Below are 25,150 nucleotides of genomic sequence, written 5' to 3'. Positions count from 1 at the left end.
GCTCGGCGAACGCGCGCTCCACCAGATCCGTGTTGATCGCCCCCGGGTCTACCGAGCTATCGATGCGCACCGCACTCATCGGGCAACTCCCGTCGTCAGATCGCTCGCCGCAGCCGCCGCAGCCGTAGCGCCCTCGGCGTCCCTGCCGCTCGTCCCGGTCGTCGCCAGGAGCCGCTCCACGTACTTCGCGAGCACGTCCACCTCGACGTTGACGACGTCGCCCGGGACCAGCCGGCCCAGCGTCGTCGCGGCGAGCGTGGTCGGGATGAGCGACACGCCAAAGCCGTCGTCCGACACCCAGGTCACGGTGAGCGAGACCCCCGCCAGCGCGATGGAGCCCTTCTCCGCGACGTACCGGGTCAGGGCGGCGGGCGCGGAGAACTCGAGATCGTCCCAGCGCGGTCCAGGCGTGCGGCCCACCAGCGTCGCGACGCCGTCGACGTGCCCCTGGACCACGTGCCCGCCGAGCCGGCCGTTCGCCGGAAGGGCGCGCTCCAGGTTGACCGCCGCGCCCGGCACGAGGGCACCGAGCGAGGTGCGGCGCAGGGTCTCGGGCATCACCTCGGCCACGAACGCAGCGCCGCCGTCCCCGTCCCCGGGCAGCACCGCCGTGACTGTGAGGCAGACGCCGTCGACGGCAATCGAGTCGCCGGGGCGGGCGTCCGACGTCGCGAGCGGGCCCGCGACCGTCAGTACCGCGTCGGGCGCGGTCCCCGCCTCAAGGCCGGTGCCGGTGCCGCCAGGCCGGTCGAGCGCGACGACGGAGCCGAGCTCCTCAACGATTCCGGTGAACATCAGATCTCCTTCTGGTGTGACTGGTTGGTGCTGGTCGAACTGCTACTGGGCTGCTGCGGTACGGGCCGGTCGACGCCGGTCCGGCCCGCATCAGGCTGGTCCGTGCTCGCGCGGGCAAGCCCGGCGCGGCGTGCGATCAGGAGCACGTCGTCGCCCAGCCGGGTCACGTCCTGGGTGGCGAACCGAGCCGCCTCGCCGATGGTCGTGACGCCCAGGTCGCCGACGGCGGTGGCGCCCGCGCCGAGCAGCACCGGCGCGATGTACGCGTGGAGCTCGTCGACGGCGTCGGCGGCCAGCAGTGCGGTCGCCAGGGTCGGGCCGCCCTCCACGAGCACGTGTCGCACTTCTCGCTCGCCGAGCTCCCGCAGCACGACGTCGAGGTCACGCTCCGGCAGGTGCAACAGGGGTCCGCCGGGCCCGCGCAGGCGGGCGTCGTCGGGCACCGTGCGGCGGCCGAGCACCACCCGGAGCGGCTGGTGCTCGAAGAGGCCGCCGTCCGCCGTGCGCGCGGTCAGGGACGGGTCGTCGATCAGGGCGGTCCCCGAGCCGACGGCGATGGCGTCAACCTGGGCGCGGATCGTGTGGGCGTGGGCCCTGGCCTGAGGACCGGTGATCCAGCGGCTCGTGCCGTCGGCTGCCGCCACCCGGCCGTCGAGGCTGGTCGCGAGCTTCAGGGTCACATACGGGCGGCCGGTGCGGATCGCGTGCAGCCACGGCCGCAGCAGGTCTTCGCCCTCGTCGGCGAGCAGGCCGGTGGTCACCTCGATCCCGGCGGCCTGGAGCCGGTCCGCGCCGCCCGTCGCCAGCGGGTTCGGGTCGGGCACGGCCACGTGCACGACGGCGATGCCAGCCTCGATCAGGGCGTCGGCACACGGCCCAGTACGGCCGTGGTGGGCGCACGGTTCGAGCGTCACCACCGCCGTCGTGCCTCGCAGGTCGATGTCGCGCGAACGAGCGTCGGCCAGGGCCGCCGCCTCCGCGTGCGGCGTGCCCGCACCGCGATGGAAGCCCTCGGCGACCGTGCGTCCGTCGGAATCCAGGAGCACGCACCCGACGCGGGGGTTGGGCCCGTACGCGGGACCATGCGCGGCGAGGCTCAGCGCGCGGCGCATGGCGCTCTCAAGCGCGCGCGGTCCGGCGGGCGTGCCGGTGCGTGGTCCCGCGTACGCCGCAGCGCGGTCGTGCGATGCCTGGGTCATGCGGTCCTCCCCCGAGCTTCGGCGCTCCGGGGGTGGACGACGGGTGCACGGACGTGACCGTCACCGGCCCTGCCCGCGCATACGACGTCACGGCACCGCACGTCCAGGGGACGCACGGCGCCGCACGTGGCTCCTCCCATCCGGACTTTCACCGTCGGTCCTGGAGTTCCACCAGGTCAACCGGCCGTCCTTGCGGACGTACGGGTCGCGGACTATAACCGCCGGCTCGGAATTACACCGACCCCGGAGCACGTGTGTGCGTACTGCTGCTCGTCAGCATGCCATATGGCATGCGGGACGCCGACATGGCCTGCGTCACACCCTGCCTCACCCCGTGCGCCGAGCCGTTCCTCCCGTCCCGCGACCCGTCCCGCGACCCGTCCTGCGCCGTCGGATCAGCCACTCGGCGAAGGCCACGTTGATGACCCACGCACCATCCCGGTCGTGTAGGCCACGGTGCCCATACTGCCGACGATCACCGTGTACGGTCCGAGCAGCAGCGCCTGTGTCCCGGCGCCCATGGCCAGCGCGTAGGCCCGCATCATCCAGGCCGGGTGGTTCACGAAGTCGCGGCGCAGCGCCGCCCGCACACCCAGGGCTATCGACGCGGCCATGGCGGTGCCGACTACGTAGCGCGCCCCGTTGACGACCATGTTGTCGTGGGCCGGCAGGTCGTAGAACGCCGTCATCCAGAGGCCCGACAGTGCGACACCGAGGCCCGCCGGCGCGAGGACACGTCCGGCCAGCCGGTGCCAGCGCCGTCGGCGCAGGCTCGGTACGAACTGGAACGCGCCGAGCATGCTGTACGTCGTCACGCAGATGATGTGCACGACAACGGGCAGCGGCTGGGTCACGAAGCGCGCGTTGTCCGCGGTGACCACGGGATCGGAGGCCAGCTCGGTGAGCCGCACGGAGCCGGCAAGGGCCGGGACGGCCGCCAGGAGGAGGAGCCCCGCCGGTACGAGCCACTCGCGGCGGCCGGCGGGCTTGGTCATCAGCTGGGAAGTTGTCATGGGTCGAGCGTGCCCGGCGGCATGCGGGCTGGTCATGGGCCCGTGGACGGGAATCGTCCGGCCGAAAGTACGAGCTGTGCGACCGAGCCAGGTCAGGAGGGCCCGGTCCGCACGCGCCCGGTGTCGTAGGCCCAGAGCGCGACCTCGACGCGGTTGCGCGCGCCGACCTTCGTCATCAGGTTCGCGACGTGCGACTTGACCGTGCTCAGGGTGACGAACAGCTCGTGCGCGATCTCGGTGTTGGTCCGACCGCGCGCGACGGCCCGGAGCACCTCTTCCTCGCGCGCCGTCAACGGGTCGAGCGGCTGTGTGGGCGGCGCCGCCGGTCCGACGTCAGCGAAGGCCCTGAGCAGACGTGTCGTCACACTCGGCGCGATGAGGGCATCGCCGTTCGCGGCGGCGCGCACAGCCTGGGCCAGGAGTGCCGGCCCGGCGTCCTTCAGCAGGAACCCCCGTGCGCCCGCGCGCAGCGCCGCATAGACGTACTCGTCCAGGTCGAACGTCGTGATGACGACGACGGCGAGCGGGTCGGCGACCCCTGGGCCGGCCAGCATCCGGGTCGCCTCGATACCGTCGATGACGGGCATCCGGATGTCGAACAGGCAGACGTCGGGACGCAGCCGCTGGGCGAGCTCGACGGCGGCGGCGCCGTCGGCCACCTCGCCGACAACCTCGATCCCGTCCTGGACCCCGAGGATCATGCTGAGCCCGGTGCGCACGATCTCCTGGTCGTCGGCGACCAGCACCGTCAGGGCGCGGGCCGCCGGGTCTTCCTGCCTTGGACTGGGTGTCGGACCGGTCATGGGCGCCTGCCCGCCAGTGGGAGGGCTGCTTCGACGACCCAGCCGCCCGCGACGTCCGGTCGCTCTACCAGGTCCGGCTGCACGGGCTGCTCCGCAAGGCCCCGCCGCCCTGACTGCCCTAGCTGCTCCGGCAGCTCTGGACCGACGGTGAGGTCACCGTCCAGCTCTTGGGCGCGGGCCCGCATCCCGGCGATCCCGTTGCCCGGCACGAACGGCTCGGTCAGCGGCTCCCCGTCGTCGCAGACGCGCAGCCGGAGGGCTCCCCCGGCGACCGTGAGGCCGACATCGATCCGCGTCAGCCCGCGTGCATGACGGCGCGCGTTGGTGACCGACTCCTGCGCGATGCGGTAGGCCGCCGCACCGACGTCGTCCCGGACGCTCCCGACCTCACCTCGGACCGTGACGATCACGGGAGAGGGCGGCCCGGCGGCCAGCCGGACGACGTCGGCGGCCCGCGGGCCGAGCTCGCCGGTGCCATTGCCAATGCCGTCATCGGCGCTGGTGCCGCCGCTGGCTATGTTTCTGGCAGCAGCGCTGGCGGGCGAGATAAAGACGCGCACTCGCGCCGCACCGTCCGGGCCCTGCTCGTCCTCGCGCAGCGTGCGGACCAGGGCACGCATCTCGACGAGGGTGTTCCTTGCCTCGGCCTCGATGACCCGGAGCGCCGCCACCAACGGGTCGTCGTCGAGGCTCGCCAAGCGGTCCCCGCCGTCGCCGTCGTCCCCAGTGCCGCCGTCGTCTCGGCCGTGCTCGCCGCCAAGACCGCGCCGTAGCGCCTCGGCCTGGGCGAGGCCGGCCTGGGCCCGCACGGCGATGCCCGAGACGTGGTGTCCCACGACGTCGTGCATGTCTCTGGCGATGCGCTCCCGCTCCTGGGCCCGCGCCTGCGTGAGCGCACGCTCCCGGGCCGTAGACCGGAAGCGGACCGCCAGCCCCGTCGCGGCGAGCATCGCGACGACCGACGCCCCACCGATCGTGTCAGCACTCGTGGCGTGTCCCAGTGCCCACGTCAAGCCAAGCCCCCCGACGAGCAGCCCAGCCCCGATCAGGGCCTGCCGCCCACTCCCCCACCTGAACAGCGCGTAGACCAGGACGGCGCCGTAAACCGCCGTGATCAGGTCGCCGTCGTTGCCCATGACCAGCATCAGGGCAGTCGACACCACCGTCGTGGCCACCACGGGAAACAACGGGTGCGTCCGACGCCAGAGCAGCGTCGGCACCAGGACCAGTGCCGCGGCCACCTGCAGCCAGCGCCACGGCAGCTCAGGCCGCAGCAGACCCTCGATCACCAGGGCCGGGACCAGCACCCCAACCAGTGCCGAGTCCCGCCATACGCGCACCGGCGGATCGGCGGGCGGCGGCTCGTCCCAGGCCGCGGACCAGGCGTGGCGCGCTCGGGCGAGCGGCGTCCGGCGGCTTGGAACGGGTCGGTCTGAGGGCACGGCCCCAGACTATGGGGCTGGTCTGGCGACCGTATCGGCCAAAGGTACGAGTTTGTCGAACCGCGCTTGGCACACTATTAATCGTTGTGGAAAGCGTCGCCTGACACCGAGCAGCTATCCGCCAACATTCACCGTGCAAGCACCAGGCCGGCGTCGGCCCACCCCGTCAGTGGATGTGCTTGGCCGCCAGCTCGCGGAGCGCCGCGATCTCGGCCGGGATGTCCTCGGCCCCGAACACCGCGGAGCCCGCGACGAAGACGTTCGCCCCGGCTTCGGCCGCGCGCTCGATCGTCTCGCGAGACACTCCCCCGTCGACCTGGATCCAGACGTCGAGGCCGGACTCGCTCACGGCCTCCCGGGCGCGCCGGATCTTGGGCAGCGTGCCCTCGATGAACGACTGCCCGCCGAACCCCGGCTCGACGGTCATCACGAGGATCATGTCGATCTCCGTCAGCAGGTCCAGGTAGGGCTCCACGGGGGTGGCCGGCCGCAGCGCGATGCCCGCCCGCGAACCGAGCTTCCGCAGCTCCCGAGCCAGGCGGACGGGCGCTTGCGCGGCCTCCGCATGGAACGTGACCGACGCCGCCCCCGCCTCGGCGAACGCGGGCGCCCAGAGGTCGGGGTTCTCGATCATCAGGTGCGCGTCCAGCGGAATCGGAGACACCTTGGCGAGGCGCTCGAACACCGGCAGCCCCAGCGTCAGGTTCGGCACGAAGTGGTTGTCCATGACGTCGACGTGCGCGTAGTCCGCGTCGGCGATCCGGCCGAGGTCCCGCTCGAGGTTCGCGAAGTCCGCCGAAAGGATGCTGGGGGCGATGAGTGCTGCCATGATGCCAGCCTAGGGCGCGATTCCCGCTGAAACTCCTTCGCACCGCCGAACCGCGCACGCCCAACGGACCGGGAGCAAAGATGATCCCCGAGGTGAACTACTGGGCAGTGGTCGTGGCCACCCTGTCCACGCTGGTGGTGGGCTCGATCTGGTACACGCCCAAGGTGTTCGGCACCCGCTGGATGCGCCTGGCGAAGGTCGACCCGAAGGCCGCCGAGGCGGCCGGGATCTGGCCCATCGTCACGACGGTCATCGTCAGCTTCCTGACGTCCTGGGTGCTGGCGGGCTCCGTCTACATCGCGTGGGAGTTCTACCAGGGCGCCTTCTTCACGGCTGCCGTCGTCACGGCCGTCCTGCTCTGGATCGGATTCACGGCGGCGCGCATGATCACGCACGACGCCTTCGAGGGCCGCCCGCCCGCGCTCACCACCCTGAACCTGGCGCACGAGCTGGTCACGATCCTGGTCATGGCCGTGATCATCGGGGTGTGGCCGCCGGCGGGCGTCTGACCAAGCCCCCGGCTCAGACCGTCCGGCGCAGCAGGGTCAGGTGCATCGCGTCCGTGCCGTGGACGTGCGGCCAGAGCTGCACGTCGTCACGGTCCGCCAGCGGGATCTCGTCCCCTGCACCGGCCCGCACCACCGAGCGCACCACGGCCGGCGTGTCGAGCCGCTCGACGTCCGTGCGCTTCTTCAGTACGTCGGTGACCACTAGCTGTGTCTCGGCAAGGTGCGGCGAGCAGGTCACGTAGGCCACCACTCCCCCGGGCCGGACGGCGTCCAGTGCCGAGGCGAGCAGCTCTCGCTGCAGCGAGGTGAGGGCAGCGAGGTCCGACGGCGTCCGCCGCCACCGGCTCTCGGGCCGACGTCGGAGTGCCCCCAGCCCGGTGCACGGCGCGTCGACGAGGACCCGGTCGTACGCCCCCGGCTCCTCGGTGCCGATGTCCCGGCCGTCGCCGGTGCGCACCTCCTCGACCGCGCAGTCGGGCAGTGCGGCCAGGGCGTTGGCCACGAGGCGGGCACGGTGCGGCGCCACCTCGTTGGCGACCAGCCGCGCGCCACGCTGGGCGGCCAGCGCTCCCAGCAGCGCTGCCTTGCCGCCGGGGCCCGCACACAGGTCGAGCCAGCGCACGTCCCTGCCCGCCCCACCGCCAGCACCCGCCCCACCGCCAGCACCCGCGGCACCGCCTGCATCCGCTGCACCGTCCGCACGTTCTGTCTCGTCCGCAGCGGCCGAACCATCCCCGACCAGCCCGCCCACGAGCGGCGCGCCCGCCAGAGCAAGCGTGACGAGCTGCGAGCCCTCGTCCTGCACTCCCGCCAGGCCGTCCCGCACCGCGGGGATCGCCCCCGGGTCCGTACCCTCCAGCCGCAGTGCGGTAGGCGCCCACCGGCCGGCAACGAGGTCGACGTCGCCCCAGGCGTCGTCGTCGGACGCATCGACCAAGCCCGGCCGCGCGACCAGGGTGACGCGTGGCGCGACGTTGTCCGCGGCCAGCAGCTCGCCGATCTCGTCCACGCTCCGCCCGTTGCCGGCCAGCGCCTCGCGCATCGCGCGGGCGATCCACAGCGGGTGCGACTCCGTGGCGGCGAGGCCCGTCAGGGCGTCCGGCGCCTCCTTCTCGAGCACGGCCAGCCACTCCTCCAGCGGCCGCTCCGACACGCGGCGCAGCACAGCGTTCACCATCTGCGCAGGGCCGGCGCCGACCCGGTTGCGCGCGAGGCCGACCGTCTCGGAGACCGCCGCGTGCACGGGCACGCGCATCCCGAGGAGCTGGTGGGCGCCGAGGCGCAGGACGTCCAGCAGCGCCGCGTCCAGCCCGGGCAGGGGCCGGTCCACGCACGTCGCCAGGATCGCGTCGTACCGGCCGCGCAGGCGCAGGGTGCCGTAGGCGAGCTCGGTCGCAAAGCCGGCGTCGCGACCGCGGATGTGCCGCTCACGCAGGAGCGGGGGCAGCACCAGGTTCGCGTATGCGTCCGCCTCGTCGACCTCGCGCAGCACGTCGAAGGCAGCCATCCGCGCCGGGTCGGTGCGTTTGCGCCGCTCCGAGGGAGCCTGCGAGGTGCGGGACCGGTCGCCCCTAGACCGGGACGCCGAGCGCTGGCGGCCGGAGTCGTTGCGCCGGGGGTCGAAGCCCCGGCTGTCGTCACGCGCGCCACCATCACGCGCGCCGCCGCCCGCCGAGCCACCGCCTACCGAACCGTCACCGCCTGCCGAACCACGGTCGCCGTCGTACCCGCTCATGCCGACACCTGCGCCGTGCTCGTCGAGGACGCGGGCGGGGCCGCCGTCGCGGGCGGTGACGCCGGGCTCGCCCCGAGCACGAGGCCGGCCTCGACAAGCGCGCGGCCGGCGCCGCGGGCCCAGTCCGGTGCGGGCATCGCCTTCTTGCCGACGGGCCGCACCTCCCCGAGCGCGACGGCGTGCGTCGCCGTCCCGACCAGGACCTCGTGCTTGAGCGCACGCACCTCGCCTGCCGTCAGGTCGGTGATCTCTGGCCGCGGCGAGACCGGGCCGAGGCCGAGGCGGGCGCTGCTGTCGGCGTCGAACCCCGGCAGCGTGGTCCACGCCCCCGGCGCGGGCGTGCAGCCCCGCACCTGCCGGTCGACCGCGAGCGCCGGGTCGGTCCAGGTCACGCGGGCGTCGTCGGTGGTGAGCTTGGGGGCCAGCGAGATGCCGTCGGTGGGCTGGGGCTGGGGCTGGATGGTGCCGTCCTCGAGGGCGTCGAGGGTGGCGACGAGGAGCTCGGCGCCGGAGATTGCGAGGCGGCCGAGGAGGTCGCCGGTGGTGTCGGTGGGGCGGATGGTCTCGGTGGCGGTGCCGAGCACGGGGCCGGTGTCCATGCCTTCGTCGAGGAGGAAGGTGGTGGCGCCGGTGACCTGGTCGCCGGCGATGACGGCGCGTTGCACGGGTGCGGCGCCGCGCCAGGCGGGCAGTACGGAGAAGTGCAGGTTGATCCAGCCGTGGCGGGGTACGGCGAGGACGGCGGGTCGCAGGATGTGGCCGTATGCGACTACGGGGGCGGCGTCGATCTCGAGCTCGCGCAGTCTGGTGATGAACTCGTCGCCGCGTGGGACGTCGGTGATGACCGGTATCCCGGCTTCCTCTGCGCGGGCGCGCACGGGGCTGGGTGTGAGCTTGCGGCCGCGGCCCGACGGCGCGTCTGCGCGTGTGAGGACGGCGACGACCTCGTGGCGCGAGGCGATCAGGGCCTCCAGGGAGGCGACGGCGGGTTCGGGGGTTCCTGCGAAGAGAAGACGCACCTGGTCAGTCTAGGTTCGGCGGCTCCAGGACGTGTTGTCGGGTGGTGTGCAAGCGCAGTGGCGCTCGGCACAGAGTGGAGGCAAGGGGGAAGATCCAATCGAGGCCGTGTCAGAAGGCGTGGCAGCGACGATGTAGCAGTTCTCTACCGGTCGGAGGACCGAGATGCGCCGGACCATGTTCTCCCCGCCGATCGTCGGCCTGTTCTCCGCGGTGTTCTCCACCGTCCTGCTGACGGCGTGCGCCGGCCCAGGTACGGCCGACCCAGGTGGCAGTGGCGGTAGCAGTAGCAGTAGCAGTAGCGGTAGCAGTAGCAGTAGCGGTAGCAGTAGCGGTAGCAGTAGCAGTAGCAGTAGCAGTAGCAGTAGCGGTGGCGGTGGCGGTGGCGGTGGCTTTGCCGAGGTGCTCGCGATGCCCGCGCCCACTACCGACTACGCCTGGTACCCGGAGACGATCACGGATGCCCTGCCGTCGGTGACATACACCGGTGGCATGCATGCCTCCGAGCTCGCCGCCGTCGGGCGGTTCATCGACTGGGAGGCCGGCGAGCCGGACGATCCGAGCCTGGAGATGATCGACCTGACGTTCGAGGTCGATGAGGTCGTCGACTCGCAGGGCGACCTGACGATGCTCGAGGGCGCGACGATCCTGGTGCACATCAGTATCGACTGGTCGGCGGACCCGGACCGGGTGGCCGAGGAGCTGCTCGCGCTGGACGACGTCGCGCTGTTCCTGAACCACGTGGGTCCCGAGCCCTGGCCGCCGCCCGAGTGGGTCATCGTGTTCGACAGTGCGTTCCTGGGCGATGTGCACGACGACGGCGCGGTCACCTGGCCCGTCGTCGAAGCGATCGTCGCGGACAACCTCGGCAACGCCCACCCGGAGATCGACGCGAGCACGCTCGACGAGCTGCGGGCAGCGGCCACGGAGGAACGGACGATCGACATCCCCGCCGACTGACCGCGCCCATCAAGCAACGTCGACCACGCAACGTGCACCAGGCACCCGAGCCTTCTACTCGGTGACCGGTATCCCGAGTCCGCGCAGCTCCTTGCGCAGCGCAGCGGTGCTCGTGAACACCACGCCGTGGAAGCCGACGTGGCGCGCCGCGTCCACGTTGACGGCCTTGTCGTCCACGAACACCGCGCGGGCCGGGTCGACCCCGAACCGCTCCACGACCAGCTCGAACATGCGCCGGTCCGGCTTGGCCATGCCTTCACGGCCGGACACGATGATGTCGTCCATCAGCCCGATCGCGGGCGCCACGGGCTCGGCGGCGTAGAACGTCTCGGCCTGCCAGTTCGTCAGCCCGTACAGCCGCAGCCCGAGGCCCTTCAGCTCGGCCACGAGCTCCGCCGACCCCTCCACCGGCCCCGTCAGCGACATCTCGAAGTGCTCCACGTAGTGGCGCAGGTCGTCGACGAGGTCCGGGTGCGTCCGGGCCACACGTTCGAGCAGCACGGAGTACGGGGTCCCGGCGTCGGCGGCGTGGTTGATCGTGTCGAAGTCCACGGCCTCGTAGAACGCCTCGACGTCGGCCCGCGGCCGGTCCGGGTACGGGCCGAACGGATCCCAGCCGATCAGCACGTTGCCGAAGTCGTACACGACGGTGTCGATCCCCGGGTTGGTCACGGCGGTCTCTTCAGACGCTGCCTCTTCGGACGCGGTCGCGGGCCTGGTCACAGGGCTGGCACTCAAAGCATCTCCTTCGGGTCGAGCTGCACTCGGACGGTCCCGCCCTCGCGGCGTGCGGAGCGCACGGCAAGGCTCGCCTTGAGCCTACGGGCGAGCTCGTCGCCCTGGGTGAGCGGTACCCGCAGCACGGTCCGCACGGGCAGGTCCAGCGCCAGTACTACGCCGGCGCCACCGCCCCTGCTGCCAGCCCCGGCAGCCGCCCGAGCCCCAGCACCCCGGGATCCGGGCCCCGAGGCGTCCGGGTCGACCTCGACCGGCCCCAGCACACCCGAGCCCGTTCCCGGGTCGTCACCCAGCCCGACCCGGCCGACGACGGCCTCGACCGCCGTCCGGTCCCCCGTCACCGCGGCAACCCGTACGGCGGGCGGCAGGTGCAGCTCGGCCCGCTCGTCGAGCTCGCGCCCCGCGAACCCGGCCGGATCCCAGCGGACCAGCGCCTGAGTAGGCCCAGGGGCGCCGTCGCCGACAAGCAGCACCTGGCCCTCCGGCCCGGGCCGGACCAACGAGGCGGCGGCCAGCCAACGGTGCAGCGCCTCCGTGCCGGAGGCCAGGCCGGTGCCGCCGGTCATCACGGCGGCGTCGAGCAGGAGCGCGATCGCATACCCAGACTCGGCGACCGGCTCCGCACCGGGGGTCGCGACGACGAGCGCGGGCGTGCCTGGCACAGAGTCGAGCACCCCACCCGGGGCGGACGCCGACGACAGCCGCACCGGCACACCCGTGAACGCGCGGCCCAGCTCCTCCGCCGTGCGGGCCGAGCCGACGCGGACCGACCGCAGACCGGTCCAGCCGCACTCCGCGCACCGCCACCCACCCGCGAGCCGCCCGCACCACGTGCACTGCGGGGCGCCGTCCGCGTGCGGCAGCCCCAGCGGGCCGTGGCAGTGGCCGCAGCGGGCCGCCACACGGCAGCGTGAGCACGCCACCACGGGCAGGTAGCCGGACCGCGGCACCTGGACCAGCACCGGCCCGCGCTCCAGGGCTTCCCGAGCGGCCCGCCAGGCGGCGGACGGCAGCCGGGCCGCGGCCGCCGCGCCGTCGCGCGCGAGCTCCACGGACGTCAGCGCCCGGACCCGCGGCGCGCGCGCACGCACAACGTCCCTGGGCGCAGCCAGCTCGCGCGCCCAGCCCGAAGCCAACAGCGCCTGCGCCTGCACGGTGCGACCCGGCGAGCCCAGCAGGAACGCCGCGCCCTCCTGCTCCGCACGCAGCGCGAGCACGTCCCGGGCGTGCGGGTACGGCGCGTGCGGCTCGGCCAGCGTCTCCTCGCCGTCACCCCACAGAACCACCAGCCCCAGGTCCGCGACCGGGGCGAACATCGCGGCCCGCGTCCCGACCACCACGCGCGCGGCGCCGCGCAGCGCCCGCAGGAAGGCACGGTACCGAGGCGCCGGACCGTCGTCGGCGAGCAACCGAACGACGTCGCCGGCGCCAGTCCCTGCCCCGAGCCCTGCCTCCTCCAGCGCGGCGGTCACCCGCGCGACGTCCCTGGCGTCGGGCAGGACGACGAGCGCCCCCCGCCCGCCCGCCGTGCAGGCCCGCACGGCCTGCGCGACGGCTGCGGCCCAGTGCGGGGTGCCGGCACCAGTTGACGCGGCACCTTCCCGTGCGGTGCCAGCCTGCACGGTGCCAGCCGGCGCAGTACCAGCCCGCGCAGTACCAGCCCGCGCACTACCGGAGTCGACGCCCACGCCCGGCAGCGCCGACCACACGGCCCGCGGCGCCTCGCCCGCCAGGATCCGCCGCAGGTACGCCTCGCCCCCGCGATACGGCGCCCACGCGGACGGCTGATTGGCCGGAGCGGCAGGAGGGGCAGAAGCGGCAGCCGGAGCGTCGAGGTGCGGCGCTCGGCCCAGGGCCCCGACCGAATCGGGCACCACGGACGCGACCGACGGCTCCGTCGGCGGCTCAACCACTGCCCCGGCTGAAGGCTCCTCCTCAGGTTCCTTTCCCGCTTCCTGCCCCGCTTCCTGCCCCGCTCCCTTCTCTGTTTCCTTCTCCACGCGCGCGTGCCGCGGCGGCAGCGCCAGGCGCAGGACGTCGGCGAGGGTCCCGGCGTACCGGTCGGCCACAGCCCGGCACAGAGCCAGGACCTGCGGCGTCAGCACCTGCTCGCCGGACACCACACGTCGCAGCGGCACCAGCCGCCCGTCGTGGTCCGAGGTCTCCTGGCGTGCGACGACGTAACCGGCGACCTCCTGCCGCCCGAACCGGGCCTTGATGCGTACGCCCGGCTGGGCGTCGTCGGCCATGCTGACCGGCACCAGGTAGTCGTACGGGTGGTCGAGGTGCGCGGGCTGCAGGTCGAGCACCACGTGCGCCACAGGCAGCGTCTCGGCGATCGGAATGCCGTTGGTCTCGGCCTTGTCGAGCGGGTCCCGACCAGCCTTCTGAGACTGGGACCCGGACTGGGCCTTGCCGCGGCCACGCACGGGCGCGCCGCCCACCTCGTCCAGCCCGAGCAGCGCGCCGTCCGGCAGCGTGTCCTGCTCCGTGTCCCCGTTCACGTCCCTATCCCATCACGCGCCACCGACATCCCGAGGCACGTGCGAAGAAACTCAGAACAGGCTCAGCAGGTCCTCGACGCGGTCCGTGCGCTCCCACGTGAAGTTGGGCAGGTCCCGGCCGAAGTGCCCGTACGTCGACGTGGCCCGGTAGATGGGTCGCAGCAGGTCTAGGTCACGCACGATGGCGGCCGGGCGCAGGTCGAACACGTCGCGGATGGCCGCGGTGATCCGCTCCACGGGCACGGTCTCGGTGCCGAACGTCTCGACGTAGAGGCCCACGGGGTGCGCCTTGCCGATGGCGTAGGCCACCTGCGCCTCGCAGCGCCGCGCGAGCCCCGCTGCGACCACGTTCTTGGCCACCCAGCGCATCGCGTACGCCGCGGACCGGTCCACCTTGGACGGGTCCTTGCCCGAGAACGCCCCGCCGCCGTGCCGGGCCATACCGCCATAGGTGTCGACGATGATCTTGCGGCCCGTCAGGCCGGCGTCACCCTGCGGTCCGCCGATGACGAACTTGCCCGTCGGGTTCACGTACTGCTTCGCGCCGGACCACTCCAGGCCAGCGGTCTCCAGCACGGGTGCGATCACGGTCTCGGCGACCGCGACGTGCAGCTTGTGCTGCTCGACGTCGGCGTCGTGCTGCGTGGAGAGCACCACCGTGTCGACGGCGACGGGACGGTCGCCGTCGTACCCGACAGTGACCTGGGTCTTGCCGTCGGGGCGCAGGCCCAGCAGCTCGCCCGACTTGCGCACCGCCGCGAGCCGCTCCGCCAGGCGGTGCGCCAGCCAGCCGGCCACCGGCATGAGCGAGGGCGTCTCGTCCGTCGCGTAGCCGAACATCAGCCCCTGGTCGCCCGCGCCCTGGTGGTCCAGGGGGTCGAGGTCGCTCGTGTCGTCGCGCATCTCCAGGGCCTTGTCGACGCCCTGCGCGATGTCGGGCGACTGCTGGCCGATCGAGACGGACACACCGCACGAGTCGGCGTCGAACCCGATGGCCGAGGACGTGTAGCCGATCCCCCGCACCACCTCCCGCACGATCTGCGGGATCTCGACGTACGCCTCGGTGCTGACCTCGCCGGCAACGTGGACGAGGCCGGTGGTGACCATGGTCTCCACCGCCACGCGCGACGTCGGGTCCTGTTCCAGCAGCGCGTCGAGGATCGCGTCGCTGATCTGATCACAGACCTTGTCCGGATGACCCTCGGTCACGGACTCGGACGTGAACAGACGCAGCTCGCTCATGGTTCCCAGCCTACGGTCTCGCACAGCGAACAGTCGATCCTGAAAGGTGAGACAGCGATCACGACGGCGTCGTACTCACAGACGGACTCACGGCAGCAGCTTGACGACGGCGTCCCAGACGGCGTCCGCCACCTCGCGCTTGGAGCCGGTCGCCTGCCCGACGACGTCGCCGGCCCCGTCCAGGAGCGTGACCTCGTTGCTGTCGGTACCGAAACCGCGCCCGCCTCCGACGGCGTTCACCGCGATCAGGTCGGCGCCCTTGCGCCGCGCCTTCGTGCGGCCGTGGTCCAGGACGCTGCCGTCGGCGTCTCCGGTCTCGGCGGCGAAACCGACCACCACCTGGCCCGGGCGCAGCCGCTCATGGGCGAGCTCCGCGAGGATGTCCGGGTTCTCCGCGAGCACGATCGGCGCGGGCCCCTGGCCTGGGACCTTCTTGATCTTGGCGTCGGGCGCGGAGACGGGACGGAAGTCCGCCACCGCCGCGGCCATCACCACGACGTCCGCGTCCGCACCGGCGGACCGCACCGCCTCGCGCAGCTCGGCAGTCGACTCGACCCGGACGACGGCGCACGCGCGCAAGCCGGCAGCGACCCGCCCGGCCTCGACCTGGTCGGTCACGTCCTGGGCCAGGTTTGCCGCCACCAGGGTCACCTCCGCGCCCCGCTCGGCGGCCGCCTGCGCCAGGGCGACACCCTGCCGGCCGCTGGACCGGTTGCCGATGAACCGCACCGGGTCGATGGGCTCCCGGGTACCGCCCGCGGAGACCACGACACGGCGGCCGGCGAGGTCCTGGGGCAGGTCTTGAGCCAAGTCTGTGGCCGGTTCACCGGGCAGCTCCTGGCGCAGCGCCTGGGCCTCGGCGCGGGGTGCCGCGCGGGTCGCTCCGGGCTCGACGAGAGCCAGCGCCTCACGCGCGATGTCCTCGGGTTCGGGCAACCGGCCAGGGCCGGTGTCGACGCCGGTCAGGCGACCCGAGGCGGGCTCGATCACGTGCACACCACGCTCGCGGAGGGTGGCCACGTTGGCCCGCGTCGCGGGGTGGTCCCACATCTCGGTGTGCATCGCCGGGGCGAACACCACCGGACAGCGGGCGGCCAGGAGCGTGGTGGTCAGCAGGTCGTCAGCGAGGCCGGCGACGGCGCGCGCCATGAAGTCGGCGGTGGCCGGGGCGACGATCACGAGGTCGGCGCCCTTGCCGAGCGCTACGTGCTGGACACCCGGGACGTCGTCGAACACCTCGGTGCTGACCGGCTCACCCGAGAGCGCCTCGAAGGTGGGCGCACCGACGAACTCCAGGGCGGCCCGGGTGGGGATCACGCGCACGGCGTGCCCCTGCTCGCGCAGCAGGCGCAGCAGGAGCACCGCCTTGTACGCGGCGATCCCACCGGAGACGCCGAGGAGGATCCTCATCGGTGGTGACCTCTACCGAATCGTCTGTGCAGTCGTCTGATCAGCAGTCGTCTGACGAGCGCCGGTCAGGCCGGGAACTCGGGCAGCGGCCGCTCGGCCTTGGCAGCAGCAGCGGCGTCGGCCTGCGCCTGGACCTCGGCCGGGTCGACCTCTTCGATCGTCAGCAGGCCCTGCGTGATCTCGCGCATCGCGATGGAGAGGGGCTTCTCCTGGTTGCGGGTCTCGACGAGCGGACCCACGTTCTCCAGCAGGCCCTCGTTGAGCTGCGAGTAGTAGGCGTTGATCTGCCGGGCACGCATGGACGCGTACAGCACGAGGCCGTACTTCGAGTCGATACGCTCCAGCAGCTCGTCGATCGGCGGGTCGGTGATGCCCTCGGGGGCGGCGACGGTTCCGGCCATGATGAAGCTCCAGAAGTCTTAAGGTGACGGGGGAAAGTCCGAAGGAAGAGTCTACCTGCTCGATCGCTCTGCTGCGTCGGGCGAGAGGAGGCGTCGGGCGAAACGCCCGTGCTAGCGGGCGACGGGTGTGTGCGAGGCCACACCCATCACGGAGACGAGCTCGTCCGTGGCGCGGTGCACGTTGTCGTTCACGATGGTGACGTCGAACTCAGCCTCGGCCGCGAGCTCTACCCGCGCCGTAGTGAGCCGGCGCTCACGCTCCTCGGAGTCCTCGGTACCGCGTCCGACGAGCCGGCGGACCAGCTCGTCGAAGCTCGGCGGGGCGAGGAAGACGAACCGGGCCTCCAGGCCCGAGGTCGTTACCGCCGCACGCACCTGGCGTGCACCCTGGAGGTCTATCTCCAGGAGGACGGGAACCCCGGCTTCGAGCTTTTGCTCGACGGGACGCCGCGGCGTCCCGTACCGGTTGCGACCGTGCACCACTGCCCACTCGAGCATCTCGCCGGCGGCAACCATCCGGTCGAACTCCTCGGGTGACACAAACAGGTAGTGCACTCCGTCCACCTCGCCCGGGCGTGGCGACCGGGTGGTCGCCGACACGGAGAGCCAGACTTGCGGATAACGGTCTCGCACATCGGCGGAGACCGTGCCCTTGCCCACCGCAGTGGGACCTGCGAGCACGGTCAGCCGTGCGAGTTGTGACGTACTGATCTCAGCCAAACCTCTCGATGAGCGCCGCGGACTGATGCGGTCCGAGGCCTCGGACGCGACGGGTCTCGGCGATCCCGATCTCTTCCATGATCGCCCTGGCCTTAACCTTACCGACCCCCGGCAGCGACTCGAGCAACGAGACGACCTTGAGTTTGCCCACCACGTCGTCCTTCTGGCCCTGCTCGATGACCTCCTTGAGGGAGCCCTGCGAGTACTTGAGCTTGTTCTTGATCACCGCCCGAGCGCGTCGCGCCTCTGCGGCCTTCTCGAGTGCTGCCGCACGCTGCTCGGGTGTGAGGGGAGGTAGTGCCACGCAAGTCACCTACTCGTGTCTCGACCGGCCTCCTGGCTCGGACGGCCGGCCCTCGCTCGGGCCCGATGCCCAAGTCCGTGACCAGGTCCGCGACCGGTCTGGTGTGAACTGCTGCATCGAAAGTAGCCACCGCCTCAGTGGTCGGCAATCGCAGAACGCCACTTCGTGAAAACTCATGCACATGCGGTTTAACGCATTTAGCACATTCCACATGAAAGCGCCCTCGATCCCTATGGATCGAGGGCGCTTTGTCCTCCGCGCAAGTTTCATCCTCACGAGCCGTCTTCGCGTCTTCACGGGACACCGCTCCTGTCCCGCTCACCAGCACGACCAGACCATTGACGCCGGATCTGACCTCACCGTAACGTCCAACGACTGACAACGATGTCACGGCCAGAGGAGTGCAGGGTGCCCCGAAGCTTCAGACTCACGAACCGTCTCGCCTCGCTCACCGCAACGTTCACCGCAGTGCTCACCGTCTCTGCCGCGCTCGCCGTCGGCGGGCTGGCCGACCCGCCCGCCGCCTCGGCCGCACCCCCGCCCGCGGCCGAGGAAGCGTCGGCCCAGCAGCCCGCCGGACGCTCAGCCTGGGTCGGTACCTGGGCGGCGGCCGCCAACGGCGGCACCAGCACCGACGGGTACGCCGGCTACACGATCCGCAACCTCGTGCACACCAGCGTCGGGGGCGATCGGGTCCGGGTGAAGCTGTCCAACGCGTTCGGCACCGCGCCGGTCCTGGTGGAGCACACCACTGTCGGCGTCCAGCGGGCGCCCGGGTCGGCCGCCGTCGCGCAGGGCACCCTGCGCCACGTCACCTTCGACGGCCGCAGAGCGGTCACCATCCCGGCCGGTGCGGAGATCTACAGCGATCCGATCCCGCTGCGCCTCGCAGCCGCCGCCGACCTCTTCGTCACGACCTTCACGCCAGAGCCCTCCGGGCCGGTCACCTACCACGCCGTGGGCCTCGCGACGTCGTACTACGCAACGGACGGTGCGGACCACGCCGCCAGCGTGGACGGGAGCGCCCTGACCTCGACCACCACCGCCCTGCACTACGTGACCGAGGTGGACGTCCAACCCAGCCGGAAGAGCCCCGGCGCGGTGGTCACGCTCGGCGACTCGATCACCGACGGTGTGGGGTCGCGTCAGGACATGAACCTCCGCTACCCGGACGTGCTCGCCGCGCGGCTGCGTGCGGAGGGTGGCAGCCTCAGCCGGATCGGCGTCATGAACGCCGGCATCAGCGGGAACCGCGTGCTGCTCGACGGCTCCGGCGTGCGCGCCACCGAACGGCTCGACCGTGACGTCCTGCAGCGGGCCGGCGCCACCAGCGTGATCATCCTGCTGGGCATCAACGACATCCAGCAGGACCCGCACCAGCTCGACGCCAACCAGATCATCGCGGGCCTGACGCAGATCGCACGCGACTCCCGGGCCGCGGGCCTGACGGTGATCGGCGGCACCATCACGCCGTTCAAGGGCTGGCGCAGCTACAGCCCCGAGCAGGAGGCCACCCGGCAGGCGGTCAACGACTGGATCCGCACCAGCAGCGAGATCGACGAGGTGGTCGACTTCGACGAGACGATCCGCGACCCCGAGGATCCCCAGCGCATGCTGCCGGCCTACGACACCGGCGACCACCTCCATCCGGGCGAGGCCGGGCTGGCAGCGATGGCCGGGGCCGTCGACCTGTCCTGGCTCGGCGCGGACCCGTACGAAGCCGGGAGCGCGGTCACCGAGTCGGAGAGCGAGCTGGTGTCCGCCAACGGTTGACCGGGTCAGCCGCGCAGCGCCGCCCGCGCCTCCAGCGCGGCCGCGGCCGCTGCGCGCACCAGCGCGTCCGGGTCCGGTCCGGCGGCGAGCACGGCCCTGGACGACGACGCGAGCACGTTGCGCCGAGCGGCCCCGAACGTCGTGGCGAGCTCTCGCTCCCCCGCGCCCTGAGCGCCCACGCCGGGGGCCAGCAGGGGGCCGTTCACGGCCACGAGGTCGGTCCCCGTCGCGCCGACGGCGTCGCCGATGGTCGCGCCCACGACCAGCCCCACGGAGCCCATGGGCTCCGCGCCAGCATTGAGCACCGCGGCGCGCGCCGCCATGAGGGCGGCGACCGTGACTCCGGTAGCTCCGGTAGCTCCGGTAGCTCCTGCGGCTCCTGCGGTGCCGCCAGCACCCTCGGCGCCCGCGGTGCGCGCGTGCTGCACCTCGAAGCCCTCCTTGTTGGAGGTCAGGCACAGCACGAACAGTCCGCGGCCGGTCGCCGCGGCGAGCTCGACGGCAGGCTCCAGCGAGCCGAACCCGAGGTACGGCGACACCGTCAGGGCGTCCCCGGCCAGGGGCGAGCCGTCCGCGAGGAACGCCTCGGCGTAGGCGCCCATCGTGGACCCGATGTCGCCGCGCTTGGCGTCCACGATCGTCAGCGTGCCCGAGCCCGCAGTGCCCGATCCAGAGCCGCCCGATCCGGCAGCCCGCGCCGCCGCGATGACCTCCTCCAGCACAGCGAGACCCCGCGACCCGTGCCGCTCGAAGAACGCCGACTGCGGCTTGAACGCCGCGACCTTGCCCCCGAGCGCGTCCACCACCCGCAGCGAGAACTCGCGCAGGCCGTCGACGTCGTCGTTCAGTCCCCAGGCCCGCAGGAGCGACGCGTGCGGATCGATGCCCACGCAGAGCGGGCCGTGCGTGTCCATCGCCGCGGCGAGCCGCGCGCCGAACGGCACCCGGCCGGAGAGCACGACGTCGCTCATACGCGCGCCCCGTCCAGCGCACCATCCGGTGCTCCGCCCAGTGCTGCGCCCGGCAGCCGACCCACCAGCGCGGCCGAGGCCCGCCGGACCGCCGTCGCCGCCATGTGCTCCTGCAGGCTCGCCACCTCGAACGGCCCCGCCAGCACCGCCTCGATGCCCTGCACCGCGGCGGCGAGCTGGTCCACCGTCGTCGCTATCGGCTTGTCGGCCGCTGTCGTGGCCGCCCGGATCTCGTAGCCGTCCGCGCGGGCGCCCTGCCCCGAGGGCGAGTTCACCACGAGGTCGATCTTGCCCTCGGTGATGAGCCCCACGACCGTGAGCTCGCCGTCCGGCCCGCGGCCCTGGGTGTGCTTGCGCACCACCGTGGCCTCGATGCCGTTGCGGCGCAGCACGTTCGCCGTGCCGGCCGTGGCGAGGACCTTGAACCCGAGCTCCACCAGGCGCTTGACCGGGAAGACGACGTGCCGCTTGTCGCTGTCGGCCACGGAGACGAACACCGTGCCCGACGTCGGCAGCCCGCCGAACGCCGCGGCCTGCGACTTGGCGAACGCGTGCGGGAAGTCCTTGTCGAAGCCCATGACCTCGCCCGTGGACCGCATCTCCGGGCCGAGCACCGAGTCGACGACCAGGCCCTCGCGGGTGCGGAACCGCTTGAACGGCAGCACGGCCTCCTTGACGGCGAGCGGCGCGCCCAGGTCCAGCGTGGCGCCGTCGTGCTCCGGGAGCACACCCGCCGCCCGCAGGTCGGCGATCGACTCCCCCACCATGACACGCGCAGCGGCCTTGGCCAGCGGCGTGCCCGTCGCCTTGGAGACGAACGGCACCGTGCGCGATGCGCGGGGGTTGGCCTCCAGGACGTACAGGACGTCGCTCACGAGCGCGTACTGGACGTTGAGCAGGCCCCGCACCCCCACACCCTTGGCGATGGCCTCGGTGGAGCGGCGGATGCGCGCGATCTCGGTCTCGCTCAGCGACACCGGGGGCATTACGCACGCCGAGTCGCCCGAGTGGATGCCGGCCTCCTCGATGTGCTCCATGACACCGCCGAGGAACATCTCCTCGCCGTCGTACAGGGCGTCGACGTCGATCTCCATCGCGTCGTCGAGGAACCGGTCGATCAGCAGCGGGGCGGCCAGGGTGCCCGTAGCGCCCGAGTCCGCGTGCGTCACGGCCGCGGCCTCCAGGGCCCGCTCCACGTACCCCGTGAGCTGGTCCTCGCTGTAGACGATCTCCATGCCGCGGCCGCCCAGCACGTAGGAGGGCCGCACCAGCACCGGGTAGCCGATGCCGGCCGCGACATCGCGCGCCTGGCCCAGCGACCGGGCCGTGCCGAAGGCCGGGGCCGGGAGGCCCGCGTCCAGCAGGACCTGGCCGAACAGGCCGCGGTCCTCGGCGGCGTCGATCGCCTCGGGGCTGGTGCCGAGGATCGGCAGGCCGGCCTCGGCCAGCCGGCGGGCGAGGCTCAGCGGCGTCTGCCCGCCGAGCTGCACGATGATGCCCTTGACCGGACCCGCCGCGAGCTCGGCCTGGTAGACCTCCAGCACGTCCTCGAAGGTCAGCGGCTCGAAGTACAGGCGGTCGGACGTGTCGTAGTCCGTGGAGACCGTCTCCGGGTTGCAGTTGACCATGACGGTCTCGTACCGCTTGCCCAGGCTCTCGTCCGCGAGCGCCAGGGTGGCGTGCACGCAGGAGTAGTCGAACTCGATGCCCTGGCCGATGCGGTTGGGGCCGGAGCCGAGGATGATCACCGCTTCGCGTTCGCGGGGTGCTACCTCGGTCTCGGAGTCGTAGCTGGAGTAGTGGTAGGGGGTCTTGGCCTCGAACTCGGCGGCGCAGGTGTCGACGGTCTTGTAGACGGGGCGGACGCCGTAGGCGTGGCGGATCTCGCGGACGGTGACCTCGCCGGAGGGGCCCATACCGCGTAGGCGGGCGATCTGGACGTCGGACAGGCCGTGGCGCTTGGCGTGTCGCAGCACGTGCTCGGTGAGGGTGGGTGACGCGGCGACGTCGGCGGCGACCTCGTTGACGAGCTGGATCTGGTCGAGGAACCAGGGGTCGATCTTGGTGGCGTCGAAGACGCGTTCGAGGGTGGTCTCGCCGGTGGCGATGGCGCGTAGTGCCTGCTGGACGCCGACCATGCGGCCTTCGGTGGGTCGCTCGATCTCCGTCAGGAGCGTCGCGAGCGCGTCGCCCGACGGCGCTTCGCCGTCCCAGTGGAACGTGACGCCGCCCTTGTCGATGGAGCGCAGGGCCTTGCCGAGCGCCTCGGTGAAGTTGCGGCCCAGTGCCATGGCCTCGCCGACGGACTTCATGGTGGTGGTCAGGGTGTCGTCGGCGGCGGGGAACTTCTCGAACGCGAACCGCGGGACCTTGACGACGACGTAGTCGAGCGAGGGCTCGAAGCTGGCCGGGGTCACCTTGGTGATGTCGTTCGGGATCTCGTCGAGCGTGTAGCCGACGGCGAGCTTGGCGGCGATCTTCGCGATCGGGAAGCCGGTGGCCTTGGAGGCCAGCGCCGAGGAGCGGGACACGCGGGGGTTCATCTCGATGACGATGATCCGCCCGTCGGCCGGGTCGATGGCGAACTGGATGTTGCAGCCGCCGGTGTCGACGCCGACCTCGCGGATCACGGCGATGCCGATGTCGCGCAGCCGCTGGTACTCGCGGTCGGTGAGCGTCATTGCGGGGGCGACGGTGACGGAGTCGCCGGTGTGCACGCCGACGGGGTCGACGTTCTCGATGGAGCAGACGACGACGACGTTGTCATTCTTGTCGCGCATGAGCTCCAGCTCGTACTCCTTCCACCCGAGGATGGACTCCTCCAGGAGCACCTCGGTGGTGGGCGAGTACTGCAGGCCCTGGCCGACGATGCGGAGCAGGTCGTCCTCGTCGTAGGCGAGGCCGGAGCCGAGGCCGCCCATGGTGAACGAGGGGCGTACCACCATGGGGTAGCCCAGGATGTCGGCGGCCCCCAGCGCATCCTCGATCGTGTGCACGATCTCGGACCGCGCCGACTCGCCACCGCACTTGGCGACGACGTCCTTGAACTGCTGGCGGTCCTCGCCCTTCTGGATGGCGGGGATGTTGGCGCCGATGAGCTCGACACCGTACTTCTCGAGCACCCCGGCCTCGTCGAGCGAGATCGCGGCGTTCAGCGCGGTCTGGCCGCCCAGGGTGGGCAGGAGCGCGTCGGGGCGCTCCTTGGCGATGATCGTGGTCAGCACCTCGGTCGTGATGGGCTCCACGTAGGTGGCGTCCGCGAACTCCGGGTCGGTCATGATCGTGGCCGGGTTGGAGTTGACCAGGATGACCCGCAGGCCCTCCTCCTTCAGCACGCGGCAGGCCTGGGTGCCGGAGTAGTCGAACTCGCAGGCCTGCCCGATGACGATCGGGCCGGACCCGATGACCAGGACCGAGGAGATGTCGGTACGGCGAGGCATCAGTGGTTCTCCTCGTTGATTGCGGGCTCGGTGTTGATTTGAGACTTGAGGGCAGGCGGCCAGGCCGCGGGGTTGGTCAGCAGGCCGACGAACCGGTCGAACAGGTAGGCGGCGTCGTGCGGGCCTGCCGCGGCCTCCGGGTGGTACTGCACGGAGAAGGCGGGCAGGTCGAGGCAGGTCAGCCCCTCCACGACCTGGTCGTTCAGCCCGACGTGGGAGACGACGACGCGGCCGTAGCGGCCGCCGTCGTTCCTGCTGTCGTCGTACGGAGCCTGCGAGACGGCGGGGCGCCGGCGTCATCCACGATGGGCGCGTCCACGGCGAAGCCGTGGTTGTGCGCGGTGACCTCGACCTTGGCCGTGGTGCGGTCGAGCACGGGCTGGTTGATCCCCCGGTGCCCGTAGCCGAGCTTGTAGGTGCCGTAGCCGAGGGCCCGACCCAGGAGCTGGTTGCCGAAGCAGATGCCGAAGAACGGGATCTTGCGGTCCAGGACGGCGCGCAGCAGCTCGACCTCGTGGCTGGCCGCGCCCGGGTCCCCGGGGCCGTTGGAGAAGAAGACGCCGCCGGGCGTGCCGTCGTCGGGCAGGGCGGCAACGATGTCCTCGATCGTCGAGGACTGCGGTACGACGACGACGCGCACGCCGCGCTCGGCGAGGCGCACCGGCGTCATGGTCTTGATGCCGAGGTCGACGGCGACCACCGTGGCGACGGGGGTCCGTCCTGCGTGCTCGCCCCCGTGCTCGCCCCCGTGCTCGCCCCTGTACTCAGCAGGGTTCACCGTCGCCGGCTCCACCGTGTAGGCCTCGGTGGTCGAGACCTCGCGGGCCAGGTCGGCACCCGCCATCTGCGGGGACGCCTGCACCTCTGCCACGAGCTCCTCGACGGGCCGGGGGTAACCGCCCCGGACCAGGTCGTCACCCGAGAAGATGCCGGCGCGCATCACGCCCTCCTCGCGCAGGCGGCGGGTCAGGGCGCGCGTGTCGACGTCGGAGATGCCGACGATGCCCTGCCCGGCAAGCTCCTCGCCCAGCGAGTGCTGGGCGCGCCAGCTCGACACGCGGCGCGCGGGGTCGCGGACCACGTACCCGGAGACCCAGATCTGGTCCGACTCCGGGTCCTCGTCGTTCACGCCGGTGTTGCCGACGTGCGGCGCCGTCATGACGACGATCTGCCGGTGGTAGGACGGGTCCGTCAGGGTCTCCTGGTAGCCGGTCATGCCGGTGGAGAAGACGATCTCGCCGAACGTGGTGCCGGTGGCGCCGTACGACCGGCCGCGGTAGGTGGTGCCGTCCTCCAGGACGAGCGCTGCGGACTGGGCAGCGGACTGAGCTGCTGGTGTCATCGG

General features: G+C 72.1%; 20 protein-coding genes, 1 pseudogene and 1 riboswitch. Of the genes and pseudogenes, 3 read left to right on the top strand and 18 right to left on the bottom strand.

Annotation, left to right across the window (positions count from 1 at the left end; translation table 11 throughout):
• Nucleotides 1-75: 75 nt before the first annotated feature.
• The 6 genes from AB1046_RS04185 to rpe all read right to left on the bottom strand — a co-directional run bounded on the left by AB1046_RS04185 (nucleotide 76) and on the right by rpe (nucleotide 6,081).
• Nucleotides 76-795, bottom strand: coding sequence for a riboflavin synthase (locus AB1046_RS04185; RefSeq protein WP_369372627.1), 720 nt, complete (start codon nucleotides 793-795; stop codon nucleotides 76-78).
• On the bottom strand, nucleotides 795-1,907 hold the full coding sequence (gene ribD / locus AB1046_RS04180) for a bifunctional diaminohydroxyphosphoribosylaminopyrimidine deaminase/5-amino-6-(5-phosphoribosylamino)uracil reductase RibD (RefSeq protein WP_369375564.1): 1,113 nt from the start codon (nucleotides 1,905-1,907) through the stop codon (nucleotides 795-797). Before ribD ends, AB1046_RS04185 begins: the two co-directional genes overlap by 1 nt.
• Before the next feature lie 210 nt (nucleotides 1,908-2,117).
• A riboswitch (FMN riboswitch) is annotated at nucleotides 2,118-2,249 on the bottom strand.
• A 140-nt stretch (nucleotides 2,250-2,389) separates the two neighbouring features.
• A complete protein-coding gene (locus AB1046_RS04175) occupies nucleotides 2,390-3,007 on the bottom strand; it encodes a DUF2306 domain-containing protein (protein ID WP_369372625.1) in 618 nt (205 codons plus the stop codon).
• A 92-nt stretch (nucleotides 3,008-3,099) separates the two neighbouring features.
• Entirely contained in the window at nucleotides 3,100-3,810 is a 711-nt protein-coding gene (locus tag AB1046_RS04170; RefSeq protein WP_369372623.1) for a response regulator, read from the bottom strand.
• Nucleotides 3,807-5,252 carry a sensor histidine kinase gene (locus AB1046_RS04165; RefSeq protein ID WP_369372621.1) on the bottom strand — a complete coding sequence of 482 codons (1,446 nt, stop codon included), beginning with the start codon at nucleotides 5,250-5,252 and terminating at the stop codon, nucleotides 3,807-3,809. The genes AB1046_RS04170 and AB1046_RS04165 overlap by 4 nt, the downstream gene beginning before the upstream one ends.
• 166 nt (nucleotides 5,253-5,418) lie before the next feature.
• Nucleotides 5,419-6,081, bottom strand: a complete 663-nt coding sequence (gene rpe, locus AB1046_RS04160; protein WP_369372619.1) for a ribulose-phosphate 3-epimerase — start codon at nucleotides 6,079-6,081, stop codon at nucleotides 5,419-5,421.
• Nucleotides 6,082-6,161: 80 nt separating this feature from the next.
• Here rpe and AB1046_RS04155 point away from each other — a divergent pair, with 80 nt between their 5' ends.
• Nucleotides 6,162-6,590, top strand: coding sequence for a DUF1761 domain-containing protein (locus AB1046_RS04155; RefSeq protein ID WP_369372617.1), 429 nt, complete (start codon nucleotides 6,162-6,164; stop codon nucleotides 6,588-6,590).
• A gap of 13 nt (nucleotides 6,591-6,603) precedes the next feature.
• On the opposite strand, the gene AB1046_RS04150 is transcribed toward AB1046_RS04155, so the two are convergent.
• Nucleotides 6,604-8,325: an RsmB/NOP family class I SAM-dependent RNA methyltransferase gene (locus AB1046_RS04150; protein ID WP_369372615.1), complete on the bottom strand. Its 1,722-nt coding sequence runs from the start codon at nucleotides 8,323-8,325 to the stop codon at nucleotides 6,604-6,606.
• Entirely contained in the window at nucleotides 8,322-9,344 is a 1,023-nt protein-coding gene (fmt, locus tag AB1046_RS04145) for a methionyl-tRNA formyltransferase (RefSeq protein WP_369372613.1), read from the bottom strand. Before fmt ends, AB1046_RS04150 begins: the two co-directional genes overlap by 4 nt.
• Before the next feature lie 409 nt (nucleotides 9,345-9,753).
• Here fmt and AB1046_RS04140 point away from each other — a divergent pair, with 409 nt between their 5' ends.
• On the top strand, nucleotides 9,754-10,302 hold the full coding sequence (locus AB1046_RS04140; protein ID WP_369372611.1) for a hypothetical protein: 549 nt from the start codon (nucleotides 9,754-9,756) through the stop codon (nucleotides 10,300-10,302).
• Between the two features lie 54 nt (nucleotides 10,303-10,356).
• Here the strand turns inward: AB1046_RS04140 and AB1046_RS04135 are convergent, their stop codons facing one another.
• From AB1046_RS04135 to mihF, 7 genes are all read right to left on the bottom strand, one after another.
• The gene (locus tag AB1046_RS04135) at nucleotides 10,357-11,040 is read right to left on the bottom strand and encodes an HAD family hydrolase (protein WP_369372609.1); all 684 of its coding nucleotides are present in this window, start codon (nucleotides 11,038-11,040) and stop codon (nucleotides 10,357-10,359) included.
• Complete coding sequence (locus tag AB1046_RS04130) at nucleotides 11,037-13,544, bottom strand: primosomal protein N' (protein ID WP_369372607.1); 2,508 nt, start codon at nucleotides 13,542-13,544, stop codon at nucleotides 11,037-11,039. Before AB1046_RS04130 ends, AB1046_RS04135 begins: the two co-directional genes overlap by 4 nt.
• A gap of 51 nt (nucleotides 13,545-13,595) precedes the next feature.
• Entirely contained in the window at nucleotides 13,596-14,786 is a 1,191-nt protein-coding gene (gene metK, locus AB1046_RS04125) for a methionine adenosyltransferase (RefSeq protein ID WP_369372605.1), read from the bottom strand.
• Between the two features lie 87 nt (nucleotides 14,787-14,873).
• Complete coding sequence (locus AB1046_RS04120; protein WP_369372603.1) at nucleotides 14,874-16,196, bottom strand: bifunctional phosphopantothenoylcysteine decarboxylase/phosphopantothenate synthase; 1,323 nt, start codon at nucleotides 16,194-16,196, stop codon at nucleotides 14,874-14,876.
• A 65-nt stretch (nucleotides 16,197-16,261) separates the two neighbouring features.
• Entirely contained in the window at nucleotides 16,262-16,597 is a 336-nt protein-coding gene (gene rpoZ, locus AB1046_RS04115) for a DNA-directed RNA polymerase subunit omega (protein ID WP_369372601.1), read from the bottom strand.
• 111 nt (nucleotides 16,598-16,708) lie between these two features.
• Nucleotides 16,709-17,317, bottom strand: a complete 609-nt coding sequence (gene gmk, locus AB1046_RS04110) for a guanylate kinase (protein WP_369372599.1) — start codon at nucleotides 17,315-17,317, stop codon at nucleotides 16,709-16,711.
• Nucleotides 17,310-17,621, bottom strand: a complete 312-nt coding sequence (gene mihF / locus AB1046_RS04105) for an integration host factor, actinobacterial type (RefSeq protein WP_116675126.1) — start codon at nucleotides 17,619-17,621, stop codon at nucleotides 17,310-17,312. The genes gmk and mihF overlap by 8 nt, the downstream gene beginning before the upstream one ends.
• 408 nt (nucleotides 17,622-18,029) lie before the next feature.
• Here mihF and AB1046_RS04100 point away from each other — a divergent pair, with 408 nt between their 5' ends.
• The gene (locus AB1046_RS04100; RefSeq protein WP_369372597.1) at nucleotides 18,030-19,394 is read left to right on the top strand and encodes an SGNH/GDSL hydrolase family protein; all 1,365 of its coding nucleotides are present in this window, start codon (nucleotides 18,030-18,032) and stop codon (nucleotides 19,392-19,394) included.
• 5 nt (nucleotides 19,395-19,399) lie between these two features.
• On the opposite strand, the gene pyrF is transcribed toward AB1046_RS04100, so the two are convergent.
• The 3 genes and pseudogenes from pyrF to carA form a co-directional block, all read right to left on the bottom strand.
• Nucleotides 19,400-20,365: an orotidine-5'-phosphate decarboxylase gene (gene pyrF, locus AB1046_RS04095; protein ID WP_369372595.1), complete on the bottom strand. Its 966-nt coding sequence runs from the start codon at nucleotides 20,363-20,365 to the stop codon at nucleotides 19,400-19,402.
• Nucleotides 20,362-23,805 (bottom strand): carbamoyl-phosphate synthase large subunit, encoded by a 3,444-nt coding sequence (gene carB, locus AB1046_RS04090; RefSeq protein WP_369372593.1) that lies wholly within the window; start codon nucleotides 23,803-23,805, stop codon nucleotides 20,362-20,364. Before carB ends, pyrF begins: the two co-directional genes overlap by 4 nt.
• A pseudogene (carA, locus tag AB1046_RS04085) lies at nucleotides 23,805-25,147 on the bottom strand (glutamine-hydrolyzing carbamoyl-phosphate synthase small subunit). The gene carB and the pseudogene carA overlap by 1 nt, the downstream one beginning before the upstream one ends.
• Between the last annotated feature and the right edge of the window lie 3 nt (nucleotides 25,148-25,150).

Origin of the sequence: Promicromonospora sp. Populi (assembly GCF_041081105.1) — a bacterium.
Lineage (GTDB): Bacteria > Actinomycetota > Actinomycetes > Actinomycetales > Cellulomonadaceae > Promicromonospora.
This window is presented reverse-complemented; position numbering and strand designations above follow the sequence as displayed.

Bases quoted from the DNA above. Each gene is read 5' to 3' on its own strand.
- AB1046_RS04120 (WP_369372603.1), bottom strand. From the start codon at position 16,196: ATGAGGATCCTCCTCGGCGTCTCCGGTGGGATCGCCGCGTACAAGGCG.
- rpe (WP_369372619.1), bottom strand. From the start codon at position 6,081: ATGGCAGCACTCATCGCCCCCAGCATCCTTTCGGCGGACTTCGCGAAC.
- AB1046_RS04175 (WP_369372625.1), bottom strand. From the start codon at position 3,007: ATGACAACTTCCCAGCTGATGACCAAGCCCGCCGGCCGCCGCGAGTGG.
- ribD (WP_369375564.1), bottom strand. From the start codon at position 1,907: ATGCGCCGCGCGCTGAGCCTCGCCGCGCATGGTCCCGCGTACGGGCCC.
- AB1046_RS04170 (WP_369372623.1), bottom strand. From the start codon at position 3,810: ATGACCGGTCCGACACCCAGTCCAAGGCAGGAAGACCCGGCGGCCCGC.
- rpoZ (WP_369372601.1), bottom strand. From the start codon at position 16,597: ATGGCCGGAACCGTCGCCGCCCCCGAGGGCATCACCGACCCGCCGATC.
- AB1046_RS04150 (WP_369372615.1), bottom strand. From the start codon at position 8,325: ATGAGCGGGTACGACGGCGACCGTGGTTCGGCAGGCGGTGACGGTTCG.
- AB1046_RS04155 (WP_369372617.1), top strand. From the start codon at position 6,162: ATGATCCCCGAGGTGAACTACTGGGCAGTGGTCGTGGCCACCCTGTCC.
- metK (WP_369372605.1), bottom strand. From the start codon at position 14,786: ATGAGCGAGCTGCGTCTGTTCACGTCCGAGTCCGTGACCGAGGGTCAT.
- carB (WP_369372593.1), bottom strand. From the start codon at position 23,805: ATGCCTCGCCGTACCGACATCTCCTCGGTCCTGGTCATCGGGTCCGGC.
- pyrF (WP_369372595.1), bottom strand. From the start codon at position 20,365: ATGAGCGACGTCGTGCTCTCCGGCCGGGTGCCGTTCGGCGCGCGGCTC.
- AB1046_RS04185 (WP_369372627.1), bottom strand. From the start codon at position 795: ATGTTCACCGGAATCGTTGAGGAGCTCGGCTCCGTCGTCGCGCTCGAC.
- AB1046_RS04140 (WP_369372611.1), top strand. From the start codon at position 9,754: ATGCCCGCGCCCACTACCGACTACGCCTGGTACCCGGAGACGATCACG.